The 14,933-nt window shown below is 65.4% G+C and carries 14 protein-coding genes and 1 riboswitch; of the genes, 7 read left to right on the top strand and 7 right to left on the bottom strand.

Annotation, left to right across the window (positions count from 1 at the left end; translation table 11 throughout):
* Positions 1 to 15: 15 nt before the first annotated feature.
* Entirely contained in the window at positions 16 to 1,275 is a 1,260-nt protein-coding gene (locus tag Q5701_RS10600; protein ID WP_306755200.1) for an MFS transporter, read from the bottom strand.
* A gap of 75 nt (positions 1,276 to 1,350) precedes the next feature.
* Complete coding sequence (queA, locus tag Q5701_RS10595; protein WP_306755199.1) at positions 1,351 to 2,397, bottom strand: tRNA preQ1(34) S-adenosylmethionine ribosyltransferase-isomerase QueA; 1,047 nt, start codon at positions 2,395 to 2,397, stop codon at positions 1,351 to 1,353.
* Positions 2,398 to 2,516: 119 nt separating this feature from the next.
* Between queA and Q5701_RS10590 the strand changes: the two genes are divergently transcribed.
* Together Q5701_RS10590 and bfr are read left to right on the top strand one after the other, a co-directional pair.
* Positions 2,517 to 2,810 (top strand): (2Fe-2S)-binding protein, encoded by a 294-nt coding sequence (locus tag Q5701_RS10590; protein WP_234855755.1) that lies wholly within the window; start codon positions 2,517 to 2,519, stop codon positions 2,808 to 2,810.
* Positions 2,758 to 3,243, top strand: coding sequence for a bacterioferritin (bfr, locus tag Q5701_RS10585; RefSeq protein ID WP_306755198.1), 486 nt, complete (start codon positions 2,758 to 2,760; stop codon positions 3,241 to 3,243). Before Q5701_RS10590 ends, bfr begins: the two co-directional genes overlap by 53 nt.
* A 172-nt stretch (positions 3,244 to 3,415) precedes the next feature.
* Here the strand turns inward: bfr and Q5701_RS10580 are convergent, their stop codons facing one another.
* Positions 3,416 to 4,090, bottom strand: a complete 675-nt coding sequence (locus tag Q5701_RS10580; protein ID WP_306755197.1) for an HAD hydrolase-like protein — start codon at positions 4,088 to 4,090, stop codon at positions 3,416 to 3,418.
* 114 nt (positions 4,091 to 4,204) lie between these two features.
* Here Q5701_RS10580 and glmU point away from each other — a divergent pair, with 114 nt between their 5' ends.
* Positions 4,205 to 5,548 carry a bifunctional UDP-N-acetylglucosamine diphosphorylase/glucosamine-1-phosphate N-acetyltransferase GlmU gene (glmU, locus tag Q5701_RS10575; RefSeq protein WP_306755196.1) on the top strand — a complete coding sequence of 448 codons (1,344 nt, stop codon included), beginning with the start codon at positions 4,205 to 4,207 and terminating at the stop codon, positions 5,546 to 5,548.
* Complete coding sequence (glmS, locus tag Q5701_RS10570) at positions 5,548 to 7,464, top strand: glutamine--fructose-6-phosphate transaminase (isomerizing) (protein WP_306755195.1); 1,917 nt, start codon at positions 5,548 to 5,550, stop codon at positions 7,462 to 7,464. Before glmU ends, glmS begins: the two co-directional genes overlap by 1 nt.
* A gap of 259 nt (positions 7,465 to 7,723) precedes the next feature.
* Here glmS and Q5701_RS22860 read toward each other — a convergent pair whose 3' ends face one another.
* The 4 genes from Q5701_RS22860 to Q5701_RS10555 all read right to left on the bottom strand — a co-directional run bounded on the left by Q5701_RS22860 (position 7,724) and on the right by Q5701_RS10555 (position 12,450).
* Positions 7,724 to 7,837 (bottom strand): integrase core domain-containing protein, encoded by a 114-nt coding sequence (locus Q5701_RS22860; RefSeq protein WP_373568654.1) that lies wholly within the window; start codon positions 7,835 to 7,837, stop codon positions 7,724 to 7,726.
* Positions 7,838 to 7,978: 141 nt separating this feature from the next.
* The gene (locus Q5701_RS10565; RefSeq protein WP_306755194.1) at positions 7,979 to 8,452 is read right to left on the bottom strand and encodes a 6,7-dimethyl-8-ribityllumazine synthase; all 474 of its coding nucleotides are present in this window, start codon (positions 8,450 to 8,452) and stop codon (positions 7,979 to 7,981) included.
* A gap of 75 nt (positions 8,453 to 8,527) precedes the next feature.
* Positions 8,528 to 8,660, bottom strand: a riboswitch (FMN riboswitch).
* 40 nt (positions 8,661 to 8,700) lie between these two features.
* Entirely contained in the window at positions 8,701 to 11,652 is a 2,952-nt protein-coding gene (locus Q5701_RS10560; protein ID WP_306755193.1) for a hybrid sensor histidine kinase/response regulator, read from the bottom strand.
* Between the two features lie 135 nt (positions 11,653 to 11,787).
* Positions 11,788 to 12,450 (bottom strand): calcium-binding protein, encoded by a 663-nt coding sequence (locus Q5701_RS10555; RefSeq protein ID WP_306755192.1) that lies wholly within the window; start codon positions 12,448 to 12,450, stop codon positions 11,788 to 11,790.
* A gap of 140 nt (positions 12,451 to 12,590) precedes the next feature.
* Between Q5701_RS10555 and Q5701_RS10550 the strand changes: the two genes are divergently transcribed.
* Genes Q5701_RS10550 through Q5701_RS10540 form a run of 3 tightly spaced genes read left to right on the top strand, consistent with a single transcriptional unit; the run spans position 12,591 to position 14,919 of the window.
* Complete coding sequence (locus Q5701_RS10550; RefSeq protein WP_306755191.1) at positions 12,591 to 12,902, top strand: PepSY domain-containing protein; 312 nt, start codon at positions 12,591 to 12,593, stop codon at positions 12,900 to 12,902.
* A complete protein-coding gene (locus tag Q5701_RS10545; RefSeq protein ID WP_306755190.1) occupies positions 12,902 to 13,564 on the top strand; it encodes a response regulator transcription factor in 663 nt (220 codons plus the stop codon). Before Q5701_RS10550 ends, Q5701_RS10545 begins: the two co-directional genes overlap by 1 nt.
* The gene (locus Q5701_RS10540; RefSeq protein ID WP_306755189.1) at positions 13,564 to 14,919 is read left to right on the top strand and encodes a sensor histidine kinase; all 1,356 of its coding nucleotides are present in this window, start codon (positions 13,564 to 13,566) and stop codon (positions 14,917 to 14,919) included. The genes Q5701_RS10545 and Q5701_RS10540 overlap by 1 nt, the downstream gene beginning before the upstream one ends.
* The last annotated feature ends 14 nt before the right edge of the window (positions 14,920 to 14,933 follow it).

Here is a 14,933-nt window from a genome sequence, read left to right as displayed (position 1 = left end):
GAACAAGCAGGCCAGTTACGCCGCGTCGGGCGCCCGTTTGTCGGGGTCCGATTGCTTTTCATCCAATGCGGCCTCGACGGCGATGGTGGTGGCATTGGGTGTGATCACGGCGAAGTTGCCTTGTTCTTCCGGTGTCAGGGCGCGGCGGCGGGTCGTGCGCCATCCGGCATAGACAGCCAGCATCCCCAATAACACACCCATATAGAGCCAGAACCCGTCCGGGCCGATCAACTCCATCAGCCAGCCGGTGATGATCGGCCCGCCCATGGACCCAATGCCATAGATGAACAACAGCCCGGCGGATGCCGCAGCCATGTCCGACTGGTCCAGGTAGTCGTTGGTATAGGCCAGCAGCAGCGCATAGATCGGGTTCACCAGCCCTCCCATCAGGGCGCCCGCAACGATAAGCCCTAGGGTGCCGGGCTGGCTTGCAAGGACGGCAATGCCCGTCACCGCCCCGACGGCGGAAAGCATCAGCACCAGCTTGCGCCGGTCATAGCGGTCCGAGATCCAGCCGATGGGATATTGCATCACCAACCCGCCCGCATAGCTTGCCGCCACGAAGATTGAGATCTGGGCAACCGACAGGCCGATCGTGGCGCCCCAGACCGACGACATTCCCGACAGCACCGCAAAGACCCCCCCGATAAGGAAGATGCCGACGCAGCCAAGGGGCGAGGCGCGGTAAAGCTGGCCGAAGGTCATGCGCTTGATCGTCTGGAACTGCGGCGCGGGACGCGCGGACAAAAGGATCGGCATGAAGGCAAAGGACACCAGGACCGACGCGACGATGAACAGCGTATAGCCGCCCGGATCGCTGAGGTTCAGCAGCGCCTGCGCCGCGACGATCCCCAGCAGTTGCACGATCATATAGGCCGACAGGGTCTGGCCCCGGTTCTCGTTCGTGGATCCCGCGTTCAGCCAGCTTTCGGACGTGATGTAGACCCCGCAGAAGCAGTATCCGATAATGACCCGCAGAAGGGTCCACCAGATCCAGTTCGGCTCGACCGAATACAGCACCAGCACCGATGAAATCATCGACCCAAGTGCGGCGAAGACCCGCACATGGCCCACGTTCTTGATCAGCGCCGGCACCGACAGGCTGCCCAACAGGAAGCCCGCGTAATAACCCGACATGGCGACCGACATCTGGAATGTCGGGATCCCCTCGATCCCGCCGCGAATGCCCAGCAGCGTGCCCTGCATCCCGTTGCCGACCATCAGCAGCAGGATGCCCAGGAACAGCGGCCATGTGGTTCGCAGCACGGAAAGCATGGTCGTCTCGACTCCGGTCGCAGGAATTGTCTTGTCTCGCCCATCCGGCGCGGAGGGGCTACCCGGAAAGCGACCCTAGGGGATCAACAGCGACGCATCGCCATAGCTGAAGAAGCGATAGCCCTGCCCAACCGCATGGGCATAGATGTCCTTGATCCTTTCCCGCCCCATCAGCGCGGATACCAGAATCAGAAGCGTCGATTTCGGCAGGTGGAAATTCGTCATCAGCCCGTCGGTCACCCGGAAGTGATGGCCGGGATAGATGAAGATGTCGGTCGTTCCCTGAAATGGCCGAACCGTGCCATCCCCAAGCGCCGCCGATTCGATCAGCCGCAGCGCCGTGGTTCCGACGGGGATCACGCGGCGGCCCTGGGCCTTGGCCCGGTTGATCGCATCCGCCGCCTCTGCCCCCACCTCGCCCCATTCGGCGTGCATCCGGTGGGTGGTCACGTCATCGACCTTGACGGGCAGGAACGTTCCCGCGCCGACATGAAGGGTGACATGAACGAATTCCACGCCCCTTGCGGCCAACGCATCCAGCAATGCCGCATCGAAATGCAGGCTGGCCGTGGGGGCGGCGACGGCCCCCTGGCGCGCGGCCCAGACGGTCTGGTAATCCTGCCGGTCCTGATCGTCAGGCGCGCGAAGCGCCGCGATATAGGGGGGCAGCGGCATGGCGCCCACCTGCTGAAGCGCCGTGTCGAAGGCATCGCCCTGCGCGTCGAAGCGCAGCCGCAACTCGCCTTCCGCAATGGCGGCGACTTCGGCGGACAGGGCGTCGCCAAAGCGGATCACCTCTCCCTCGCGCAGCTTGCGCAGGGGCTTGGCCAGCGCGCGCCAGCCATCGGCGGCCGGTTCCAGCAGCGTCACCTCGACCCGCGCGACGGCCTCGCCCTGGGGGGTCTGGCGGGTCCGCGTGCCCGTCAGACGCGCAGGAATGACCTTGGTGTCGTTCAGCACCAGAACGTCGCCCATCCGCAAGATGTCCGGCAGGTCGCTTACCCGGCGGTCCTGGATCCCGGCGCCTTCCGCCAGCAGAAGTCGCGCGGCTGTGCGCGGCCGTGCCGGACGCGTGGCGATCAGGGACAGGGGCAGGTCGAAATCGAAATCGGACAGCTTCATGGCCGCGCTTTTGCGCCCGCCCCGCCCCGGGGTCAAGAATGCCGGGATCACCAACCAAAAAAGTCACCTTTACAATTCCGACAGAATCGCTATTTCTTCGCCAAACAGGAGCCTTCGCGATGATTGTCTGCCATTGCACGCAAATCTCGGATCATGAGATCAAGGCAGCCATCGACTGGATGCGGATGGCAGACCCCCAGACGATCATCACACCGGGAAAGATATACCACGCGCTCGGCAAACGCGCCGATTGCGGGGGATGTATGCCGCTCTTTCTGGACACCATGCGTCACTGCGATAATCTGGGCATAGCCCCGCCGATTTTGCGGGCAAAATCAGAGATTGCAAAGGACAGCCACCATGAAGGGCGACGCAAAGGTCATCGAATATCTCAACGCGGCGTTGCGGTCTGAACTGACCGCGGTCAGCCAGTATTGGCTGCACTATCGCTTGCAGGAAGACTGGGGATTTGGCCGCATCGCCAAGAAGTCGCGCGAGGAATCCATCGAGGAAATGCACCACGCCGATCGCCTGATCGAGCGAATCATTTTCCTGGAAGGCCATCCGAACCTGCAAAAGCTGGACTCGCTGCGGATCGGCCAGACCCTGCGCGAAACGCTGGAATCCGACCTGGCGGCCGAACACGACGCCCGCACCCTGTATCTTGAGGCGCGCGAATACTGTTCCAGCGTCAATGACCAGGTGTCCAAGTCGCTGTTCGACGACCTGATCGAGGATGAGGAAGGCCATATCGACTTCCTCGAAACGCAGTTGCAGCTGTTCGACACCATCGGCGCCCAGAACTATGGCCAGCTGAACGCAAATCCTGCAGACGAGGCGAAGTGATCCCGGCGCCGTCCCCTGAGAGGGGACGGCGACCCTGTCGTCCGGCGCGACGAAGCACTGCAAAAGCCAGCAGAGATGCAATCGGCAATGGCACGGCGTCGGGCAGAGGAACCGACGATCTGTGGATGGGGATATGTTTAAACGGCCAGCCTAGGACCCGGCGCGGGTGCCCTTAACCCAGCCAGGCCCGTGCCAGATCGGGCAATTCGTCAAAATGTCCGATCAGCGCGTCCGGCGCGAGGCGGGAAATCGCCTCGCCTTCCGGGCCAAAGGACACAAGCGCAACCCTGACGCCCGCCGCCGTGGCCGTCTTGCGGTCGGTTTCGGTATCGCCCACCAGAAATGATGCGGCCACGCTGCCCCCCGCCCGTTCCACCGCCGCGCGATAGGGACGCGGATCGGGCTTTCTGACCGGCAGCGTATCCGCCGCGACCATCGACGCGAACCGCCCCCGCACCCCAAGCGCATCCAGCAGGGTTTCCGCCAGGGCGCCGGGCTTGTTGGTGCAGACTGACAGGATATGGCCGTCGGCCTGCAAGCGGTCCAAGGTTGCCTCGACCCCCGGATACAGCTTCGTATGGACCGCGATGTTCTGCCCGTAATGGTCAAGCAGGCGGGGATAATCCTCCTCCTCGGCCCCTGGGGGCAGCAGCAGGTCGGCACCCATCCGCCCGTATCCCGCCCGCAGCATTGCCCGGCCGCCGTGGAACGCGGTCAGCGCATCCGCCACCGGGTCCAGCATCACGTCGATGCCGCGCGCCGCAAAGCAGGCATTCGCCGCCGCGATCAGGTCGGCCGATGTATCGGCCAGCGTGCCGTCCAGATCAAAGACCACCGTTCCCGCCATGCACAATCCTTCCCGAAACGATTCGACACCAAAGGTGAACGCGCAGGGCTTTCGCAGGCGCGCGGCCCCGATTAGAACGCCGGGCAAAGAATTTGAACAGGCATTGGAGACAGCATGGCGGACAAACCCGTGGCGATCGTGGTTCTGGCGGCCGGACAAGGCAGCCGGATGCAGTCCGATCTGCCCAAGGTGCTGCACCGGCTGGCCGGCGCGCCGCTGATCGGCCATGCCCTGTCCGTGGCCCGGACGCTGGAACCCGAACAGGTGATCGTTGTCGCGGGCCATGGCGCCGACCAGGTGACGAAGGCCGTGGGCAGGATCGACCCCGAAGCCCGGATCGTGCTGCAGTCCGAACAGCTTGGCACCGGCCACGCCGTCCGCCAGGCCCTGCCCGAGCTGGAAGGGTTCGAGGGCAAGGTGGTCGTTCTTTACGGCGACACCCCATTCATTGGCGAAGAAACGCTGGCCGCGCTTGCGGCGCACCCGTCCGATCTGGTCGTCCTGGGGTTCGAGGCCGAGGATCCGGGCCGCTATGGCCGCCTGATCGTGACGGGGCGGGGCCTGGAACGGATCGTCGAATACAAGGACGCGGATGCGGCGACGCGCGACATCGCGCTGTGCAATTCCGGGGTCATGGCGCTTGACGCCTCCCTGCTGCGCCAACTGATCGTGCGGCTGACGAACCAGAACGCCTCGGGGGAATATTACCTGACCGACCTGGTGGCCCTGGCGCGGGCCGAGGGGCGCAGCACCGATGTCGTCACCTGCGACGAAGGGGAAACGCTGGGCATCAACACTCGCGCCGAATTGGCTGCGGCTGAAGCCGCCTTTCAGGACCGCGCGCGTCTTCGGGCGCTTGAGAACGGGGTGACGCTGTGCGACCCGTCCTCGGTCTGGTTCGCCCTGGACACCGTGATCGGACGGGATGCGGTGGTAGGTCCGAGCGTCGTCTTCGGGCCCGGCGTGACGGTGGAATCGGGGGCGGAAATCCTGCCCTTCTGCCATCTGGAAGGCTGCCATGTGTCCTCGGGCGCAACCGTCGGGCCTTTTGCCCGGCTGCGCCCCGGCGCCGAACTGGGGGGCGACGTTCATGTCGGCAACTTTGTCGAAATCAAGAACGCGGTCCTGGACGAGGGCGTCAAGGTCGGCCACCTGACCTATCTGGGCGATGCCCATGTGGGCGAACACACCAATATCGGCGCAGGCACCATCACCTGCAATTACGACGGGGTGATGAAGCACCGCACCCAGATCGGCGCACGCGCCTTTATCGGCAGCGACACGATGCTGGTGGCCCCGGTGCGGGTAGGCGACGACGCCATGACCGGATCGGGGTCCGTGATCACCGAAGACGTGCCCGACGGTGCCCTGGCCATTGGCCGGGCGCGCCAGGCAACCAAGCCCGGCCTTGCCACCCGCCTGATGGCAGCCCTGCGCGCGAAGAAGGAGGCCCGCTGATGTGCGGCATTATCGGTATCCTGGGCTCGCACGAGGTGTCCCCGCAACTGGTCGATGCGCTGCGGCGGCTGGAATATCGCGGCTATGACAGCGCGGGCGTCGCAACGGTGGACGCCACCGGGCGGCTGGAGCGGCGCCGCGCCGTGGGCAAGCTGGTGAACCTGGCGGACCGCCTGGTCCACGAGCCCCTGCCCGGCCATATCGGCATTGGCCATACCCGCTGGGCCACCCACGGCGCCGCGACCGAGGTGAACGCCCATCCCCACCAGTCCGGTCCCGTGGCCGTTGTCCATAACGGCATCATCGAGAATTTCCGCGACCTGCGCGAGGAACTGGGCGCGCTGGGCATCCAGCCGCAATCGCAGACCGACACGGAAACCGTGGCGCTGTGGACGGCGCATTACATGGATCAAGGCCAATCCCCGATCCAGGCCGCACGCAGCACCCTGGCGCGGCTGCGCGGCGCGTTCGCCCTGGCCTTCATCTTCGATGGCGAGGATGACCTGATGATCGCGGCCCGCAAGGGCAGCCCCCTGGCCATCGGCCATGGCGACAAGGAAGGCGCGTTCGCCCTGGCCTTCATCTTCGATGGCGAGGATGACCTGATGATCGCGGCCCGCAAGGGCAGCCCCCTGGCCATCGGCCATGGCGACAAGGAAATGTTCCTGGGATCCGACGCCGTGGCGCTGGCGCCCTTTACCGACCGCATCACCTATCTGGAGGACGGCGACCATGCCGTCCTGACCCGCGCGGGCGTCCAGATCTTCGATGCGGCAGGCAACCAGACCCACAGGGTCGAGGCCCGAATCGACACCGGCGCGACCGCCATCGACAAGGGCGGATACCGTCATTTCATGGCCAAGGAAATCGCCGAACAGCCGGTGGTGATTGGCGATGTGCTGAACCATTATGTCAAGGGCGACCGGATCGTGCTGCCTGATGGAATGAATTTCCACGATGTTGACCGCATCAGCCTGGTCGGCTGCGGCACCGCGCATCTGGCGGGCCATGTGGCGAAATACTGGTTCGAGCAATTGGCGGGCCTGCCCTGCGACATCGACGTCGCGTCCGAGTTCCGCTATCGCGAACCGCCCTTGTCCCCCAAAAGCTGGTTCATCGCTGTCAGCCAGTCGGGCGAAACCGCCGACACGCTGGCCGCGCTGCATTATGCGGGCGCTCATGTGGCCCGCACGGTGGGCCTGGTCAATGTCGGCACCTCGGCAATCGCGCGGGACGCGGACATTGCCCTGCCGACGCTTGCGGGGATCGAGGTCAGCGTCGCATCCTCCAAGGCCTTCACCTGTCAATTGACGGTGCTGGCGATCCTGGCCTTGAAGGCCGCGCATGACCGGGGCCGCATGGACGACGACGCCTTGGCCGCGCATCTGGCCGACCTGCGCAGCGTCCCCGGCCTGATGCAGCAAACCCTGTCCATGTCGGACGCCTGCCGCGATCAGGCCGAATGGCTGTCCCAGGCCCGCGACGTGCTGTTCCTGGGACGAGGCGCGCTGTATCCCGTAGCCCTTGAAGGGGCGCTGAAGCTGAAGGAACTCAGCTATATCCACGCCGAGGGATATGCTTCGGGGGAACTCAAGCACGGGCCGATCGCGCTGATCGACCGCGACGTGCCAGTGATCGTGCTGGCCCCGCATGATGCGCTGTTCGAAAAGACCGTGTCCAATATGCAGGAAGTCATGGCCCGCCATGGCCCGATCCTGCTGTTGTCGGATGACGAGGGGCTGGCCTCGGCCAGCCACGGGGTTCAGGCAAGCCTGCAGATGCCGTCGGGCGGGGGGGCGTTCCAGCCGATCCTTTATGCGATCCCGATGCAGTATCTCGCCTATCACACGGCGGTCGCCAAGGGCACCGACGTGGACCAGCCCCGCAACCTGGCGAAATCCGTCACGGTTGAATGACGACAAGGCGCGCGGGCCGGACCCGCGCGCCGTTTCCTTATGCAGCCCCTGCGCACCCTTCGGCCGCAATGCGGCCAGTGAATTTTGTGCTCTGCCCCCTGAAACCTGGACCGTTTGAAACTGGAGTTTTCGGTTAATCTTTCCTTCTGAGGGACAGCGCATCAACACGCAGCACCTTATGACATTCGGCCGAGAAGAGAGGTGGTCCGGGATTTTCGACCAGTTTGCCGCTCCGCTAAACTTTGGCATGGGTTTCATGTCAGGCGGCGGCTTTCAGGTTCTGGTTGGCGGTATCATAGGCCTCAGCTGGCGTCAGCAACCCATGCGATGAGTGCGGACGTTTTTCGTTGTAATAGCTGATCCAGGCGCCGATCCCCCTGCGACCGATGCAGTATCTCGCCTATCACACGGCGGTCGCCAAGGGCACCGACGTGGACCAGCCCCGCAACCTGGCGAAATCCGTCACGGTTGAATGACGACAAGGCGCGCGGGCCGGACCCGCGCGCCACGCTGGTCAGGCGACCTCGGCGCGGCCCTCGGCGGCGATCCGGGCGTCCAGTTCCAGAACCTGATGCACGGCCTGCGCGGCCTCGGCGCCCTTTTGGACGAAATGGTCGCGGTAAAAGCCGGTCAGCAGTTCCGTTTCCTGATAGTTATGCGGCGTCAGCGACACCGAAAAGCACGGCACGCCGGTGTCCAGGCCCGCAATCATCAGGCCGTTGACGACGGCGGCGGCCACGAAATCGTGGCGATAGATGCCGCCATCCACCACCAAGGCGGCGGCGACCACGGCGTCATACTTGCCGGTCTGCGCCAGTTTCTTGGCCAGAAGGGGCATTTCGAAGGCGCCGGGCACGTCAAAGGCCACGACTTGGGCGCCGGGGATCAGGCGGCGCTGTTCGGCCAGGAATCCTTCATGCGCGCGGTCCACGACATCGGAATGCCAGCGGGCCTTGATAAAGGCGATACGAGGGGTCTTGTGGGTCATCTTTCAGGAACCTTACGTTGCTTGCGTATGGTCCCAGGACATCGAGCCATGACCGTCCCTTGGGAAGGACGCGGCCACGGTTCTCTTTCATCCAGACTGTAACTGTCGGCCCCGGAGTTTCACCGGATCTGCTGACCCTTTCGTTGCCGAAAGGCGCTCGCGGGCTGTAACCGCCGGTGGGGAATTGCACCCCGCCCTGAGAACGGGCATTGCATAGCACGCAAAACGCCACCCGCCAAGAGCCTGGATCAGGCGATCCGGGCCAGGGCTTCCTCGACCGCGCCGCGCAGGTCATCCTCGCCATAGGGCTTGCACAGCAGAACCGCCTGCTGCGGGCAGCCCGCAGGCAGGTGGCTGTCGCCCGTGGCATAAACCACGGCCAGCCCCGGCTGAAGGCCCACCGCCCGCTGCGCCAGGTCGTTGCCGTTCATGTCGGGCAAGCCCAGGTCTGTCAGCAGCAGGTCAAAGGCCTGGCCTTCCAGATGGGCCAGCGCAGGCGCCGCCTTGCCCGCCTGCACGACGGTGTGGCCCATCTCCTCCAGCATGATGGCGGTGTCGGCGCGGATCAGGGCGTTGTCCTCGACCAGCAGGATCGACACGGCGGGGCCGGTGGCCGGCACGGCTTCGGCAGAGGGCCGGGACGTGCGTTCGGCATCGACCGAAAGGCGGTCTTGCTGCGCGTTGGCGATGACATGGCGCAACCGGCGGGCCAAGGCCTCTCGCGGATAGGGCTTCGACAAAAGTTCCACCCCCGGATCCAGACGGCCGCCATGCACGATGGAATTTTCGGTATAGCCCGAGGTGAACAGAACCCCCAGCCCCGGCAGGATGTCCTGCGCACGACGCGCCATGTCGCGGCTGGAAAGACCGCCTGGCATCACCACGTCGGTGAACAGCACATCGATGTGAAGCCCGCTTTCCACGACGGCCAGCCCCGCCTGCGCATCACGGGCCGTCAGCACATTATAGCCAAGCGATCCCAGCAGATCGACCACGGTGGCGCGCACAGCCTCGTCGTCCTCGACAACCAGGATGGTTTCCGTGCCGCCGACCACGGGGCCGTCATGGACCGGCGCGTCGGTATCTTCGTCACTGTCGGATCGCGGCAGATAGATGCGCACGGTCGTTCCTTCGTTCGGTTCGCTGTAAACGGCCACATGGCCCCCTGATTGCTTGACAAAGCCGTAAACCATGGACATCCCAAGGCCCGTTCCCCGCCCTTCCGGCTTGGTGGAATAAAACGGATCGAAGATCCGCTCAAGCACCTCGGGCGTCATGCCGCAGCCGGTGTCGGTCACGGCCAGCATCACATAATCGCCCGCCACGACATCGCCTGCGACAAGGGCATAGGCGTCGTCCAGCCGCGTATTGCCCATCTCGATGGTCAGGCGCCCGGCGCCGTCCATCGCATCGCGGGCATTGATCGCCAGGTTCAAAAGCGCGCTTTCCAGTTGGGCGCGGTCCACGCAGATGTTCCACAGATCGCCCGGGACGATCACCTGGATTTCGATCGCCTCGCCCAGGGACCGGCGCAGCAATTCGTCCATTTCCCCCACCAGGCGGTTGGGCTGGATCACCCGCGGCTCCAGCGGCTGACGGCGTCCGAAGGCCAGAAGCTGGCTGGCAAGCTTGGCCCCGCGGGCAACGGCGGACAGGGCATTTTCAACCCGCTGGCTGGCGCGGGGATCGGCGTCGACATCCTTGGCCAGCATCTGAAGATTGCCTGCGATCACTTGCAGCAGGTTGTTGAAGTCATGGGCCACGCCGCCGGTCAACTGGCCCATGGATTCCATCTTTTGCGACCGATGCAGGGCGGTCTCGGTCTTGCGGTGCTGCGCGATCTCGTCCGCGACGCGTTCTTCCAGCGTCTCGTTCAGACGGCGAAGCTGATCCTCGGCGCACTGCCGGTGGGCGATCTGGCGTTGCAGATCCTCGGCTTGGGCCTGCAACTGCGCCTCGGTCAGGCGCTGTTCGGTGATGTCGGTATGAACGCCGACCCATTCCCTGATCTCGCCCGCCTCGTTCAGCGTCGGCACCGCGCGCACCATGAAGATGCGGTATGCGCCATCCGCGCAGCGCAGCCGGTGTTCCCAGTCAAAGGTCGATTGCGCCGCGACGGCGCGAAGCCAGCTTTCGACGGTGCCCGCGCGGTCGTCGGGATGCACGGCGTCCGTCCAGCCGAATTCCTGATAATCGTCGAGGGCCTGCCCGGTCAGCGCCGCCCAGCCACGCTGTTCACCGATCATCCGCCCGTCGGCGGTGTTGGTCCACAGGACGCCGTGGATTGCCTCGACCGCGGCACGGAAACGGTCGTTGCTGTCGCGCAGCCGGGTTTCGGTCTGCTTGCGGTCCTCGACGTCGATCAGGATGATATAGACGCCGTCGATCCGGTCGTCGCGCGATATCCGGGGCAGGCAGCGCATCTCAAAGGTGCGCGGGCGGTCGCCGGGCAGGCACACGGCGGCATCGACATTCACCGTCTCGCCCGCAAGGGCGCGGTCCAGCATCCCCTCGGTCAGGGCGGCCTGGCTGGCGCCCAGGATGTCCCCGATCCGCTGGCCGATCACCTGGGCGTGGGTGACGCCGAACACCTGAAGAAAGCACCGGTTGGCAAAACGGAAGACCAGCGACCGGTCCAGAAAGCCCACCAGGATCGGCAGGGCGTCGGACAAATGGTAAAGCTCGGCCCGGCTTTCGGCCAGGGCGTCGCGGGCGCGAACCGTTTCGGTGATTTCCAGGACGGTGCACAAGACGCCGTCCACGCCCGCGCCGGTTTCGTCATAGATCGGCGTATAGAACAGATCAAAGATCACATCCTCGGGGACGCCGTTGCGGTTCAGCACCATCGGCTGTTCGCGGAATGCCTGCACCTGGCCCTGAAACCCGCGTTCCAGCGTGGTGCGGTTGAAATCCCAGATCTCGGGCCAGATGGCCTGGACCGTGCCGCCCAGGGCGCGCGGGTGGCAATTGCCCGCGATCTCGGCATAACCGTCGTTATAGATCATCACATGATCCGGCCCCCAGATCAGCACCTGCGGGATGGGCGAATTGACCAGCGAATTGACCTTGATCCGCAGATGCCGGGGCCATTGCTCGATTGGTCCCAGCGAAGTACGCGACCAGTCGAATTTCCGCACCAGTTCGCCGCAGGCGCCGCCGCCGACAGGCCAGGAACGGAAAGGCAGGTCTGTCGTCATCATGCACCGCAGAATCCAGATTCAGCGCCGGAACCTAGGCTTGGATCGTGCAGGCCGCAAGCTGCGACGATGCGGCAGGGGAGCCGGTGAACCTAAATCAATCGGGGCGGTCCTGCCAGGCCGCCCCACAAGGCCGAGTCAGAACGTGAAGTCGCTCAGATCCAGCTGGCCGCGCTGCATATCCTCGAGGATGACAGAGGTGTTGGCGTCCAGCACCAGCACAACATCCGCGCCCTGCTGGCGGGCATTGCCGATGACCTGGCTGACCTGGGCGCGGCTGAAATCGTCCAGCTCGATCCGATCGATGCCATTCTGGAAATCGGTGATGCGGTCGCGCCCGTCGCCGCGTTCGAATTCAAAGAAATCGACGCCCGATCCGCCGGTCAGGATGTCATTGCCCGAACCGCCTTCCAGGCTGTCCTGTCCCGCGCCACCCGACAGCGTGTCATTGCCGCTGCCGCCTTCCAGATCGTCCCTGTCGTCGCCGCCCGACAGCCGGTCGTTGCCGCGTCCGCCTTCCAGTTCGTCCCGGCCCGCTCCTCCGGCGATGCCGTCATCGCCGTCGCCACCCTCTAGTTCGTCATTGCCGTTCTGGCCCCACAAGCGGTCGTTGCCGGCGCCGCCCTCGATCTCGTCATGGCCATCGCCGCCAAACAGGTGGTCGTTTCCGGCACCGCCATAAATGTCGTCATTGCCGCGAAAGCCGTTGATCGTGTCATTGCCGCGCAACCCTGCCAGCCAGTCCGCCAACGAAGTGCCGCCGATAGTGTCTGCAAGGTTGGTGCCTGTCTTGCGTGCCATATGCGTTATCCTTTCCTGAGGGGGTCGCGCTGCAAGGGCGGCGACCCGGTGATGCGAATCGTTCTACCCCATGCGCGCTGACAGGCGGCTGACCGCCCCTGTCAGCGATTTGTCAGGACCGCTGCGGTAATCTGTGCTGCATGAAACACCTGCTTGCCATCGTCCTTGCCCTGATTGTCCCCTCGACCGTAGGGGGGCAGCCAGACACCCTGCCCGATTTCGAACTGGCCCAGGAGGCCGTCGAACGCGGGGAAATCTTGCCCCTGGCGCAGATCCTGCGGCAGCTGGACACCGACCATCCCGGCACCGTCGTCGAGGTCGAGCTTGAATATGCCTATGGAATCCGCGTCTATGAGGTCGAACTGATCACCCGCGACGGCCGGCTGATCGAGGTGGACATGGACGCCGCTACCGGCAAGATCCTGCAGGTCGAAGAGGAACACGACGACTGATGCGCGCCCTTGTGGTCGAGGATGACCGTCGTATTGCCGCCGATCTGACCCGGGCGCTTGGTTCGGCCGGGTTCCGCGTCGAACATCTCGAGGATGGCGAGACCGCATGGTTTCGCGGCGGCACGGAAAGCTATGACCTGATCGTTCTGGATCTGGGCCTGCCGCGCCTGGACGGGCTGACGGTCCTGAAACGCTGGCGGGCCGAGGGGTGCGAATGCCCGGTCCTGATCCTGACCGCGCGCGGCGCCTGGACCGAACGGGTCGAAGGCATCGACGCGGGTGCCGACGATTACCTGTCCAAGCCCTTTCGGATGGAGGAACTGATCGCCCGCGCCCGCGCCCTGGTGCGCCGTTCGGGCGGGCGGGCGGCCTCCGTCCAGCAGGTGGGCGCGCTGTCGGTCGATCTGAACCGGATGTCGGTTTCCGTGGCAGGCGTGCCGGTGGCGGTGACGCCGTTGGAATACCGGCTTTTGTCCTATCTGACGCTGCACCGCGACCGCACGGTTTCGCCGTCCGAACTGCTGGAGCACCTGTATGGCGACGATGACGCCCGCGATGCCAACGCCCTGGAGGCCGTGATCGCCCGGCTGCGCCGCAAGGTGGGACCGGGGGTGATCCATACGCGGCGCGGCTTTGGCTATGACCTGGGGGCGCCCGGCTGATGCGCCGGTCGCTGCGGCTGCGGCTGCTGGTCGTGGGCGCCTTTGCCATCGTGGCGACATTGGGGGCTGCCGCGCTTGGGCTGGCGCTGTTGTTCGAACGCCATGTCGAACGGGTGGCGGTGAATGACCTGGAAGCCCGCGCCCTTACCCTGGCGGGGATCGTTGAACATGACGCGACGGGCGTGCCGCGCCTGGCCGCGCCACCGGCGGACCGGCTGTATCAACAACCCTTCTCGGGGCATTACTGGCAGGTTGCCCTGGGGGATCAGGTGCAGCGGTCGCGATCGTTGTGGGACAATACCCTGCCCATGGACCGCCCCGCGCCCGCACCCGGCCGATCCGACGTGCTGTCCCTGCCCGGTCCCCAGGGCGAACGCCTGCTGGCGGTGGAACAAAGCCTGCTGGTCGGGCGGGGGCCGGAATCCCTGACCCTGCGGATCGTCGTCGCCTCGGACCGGGCGGTGCTGACGGCCGCTCGGCAGGAATTCCTGGGCGACCTGCTGCCTTATCTGGCCTTTCTGGCCTTGCTGCTGATGGCCGGATCCTGGCTGCAGATCCGCGTCGGCCTGTCCCCCCTGGCCGAGGTGGCGGACCGCGTGCAGGCCCTGACCGAAGGGCAGCGTTCGCGTATCGGCACCGACCTGCCCGACGAGATGTTGCCCTTGTCCCGCCAGTTGGACGCCCTTCTGGACGCGCGTGACGCCGAACTGCTTCGCGCGCGGCACCGGGCAGGCGACCTGGCGCATGGCTTCAAGACGCCGCTCCAGGCGCTGCTGGGCGATGCGGGCACCCTGCGCCACAGGGGAGAGCCTGAAATCGCCGGCAGCATCGAAACCGTTGTCACGGCCATGCGTCGGCTGGTGGACCGCGAACTGGCCCGCGCCCGCATCCAGTCCGACCGCCACACGGCCGAGGCCGACCCGGCGGTCATCCTGGCCCGGCTGATCAAGGTCCTGCGTCGCACCCCCAAGGGCGGGGAAATCGACTGGCAGACCCGCCTTGCCCACCCCGCCCCCCGCGCCCGCATCGACCCCGACGACCTGACCGAGGCGCTTGGCGCGCTGCTGGAAAACGCCATGCAGCACGCCGATGCGGCTGTCGAGGCGGTCATTGGCCAAAAGGGCGACCGCGTGACCATCGCCATCTGCGACGACGGACCGGGCGTGCCGGACGGCGCCCTGGCTTGCCTGCCCCAACGCGGAATGCGCCTGGACGAGTCCGGCGAAGGACAGGGCATCGGCCTTGCCATTGTCAGCGACATCGCCGAAGCCGCCGGAGGGCAGTTGTCATTGACCAACACCCGCCCCGGCCTGCGCGTGGAACTGACGCTGGCAGTCGCCGCGCCGCGCCGATAGGCTGGCGCGAACAA

Origin of the sequence: Paracoccus actinidiae, assembly GCF_030863885.1 — a bacterium.
Lineage (GTDB): Bacteria > Pseudomonadota > Alphaproteobacteria > Rhodobacterales > Rhodobacteraceae > Paracoccus > Paracoccus everestensis.
The sequence above is the reverse complement of the archived record's forward strand: the minus strand, read 5'-3'. Positions and strand labels throughout refer to the sequence as shown.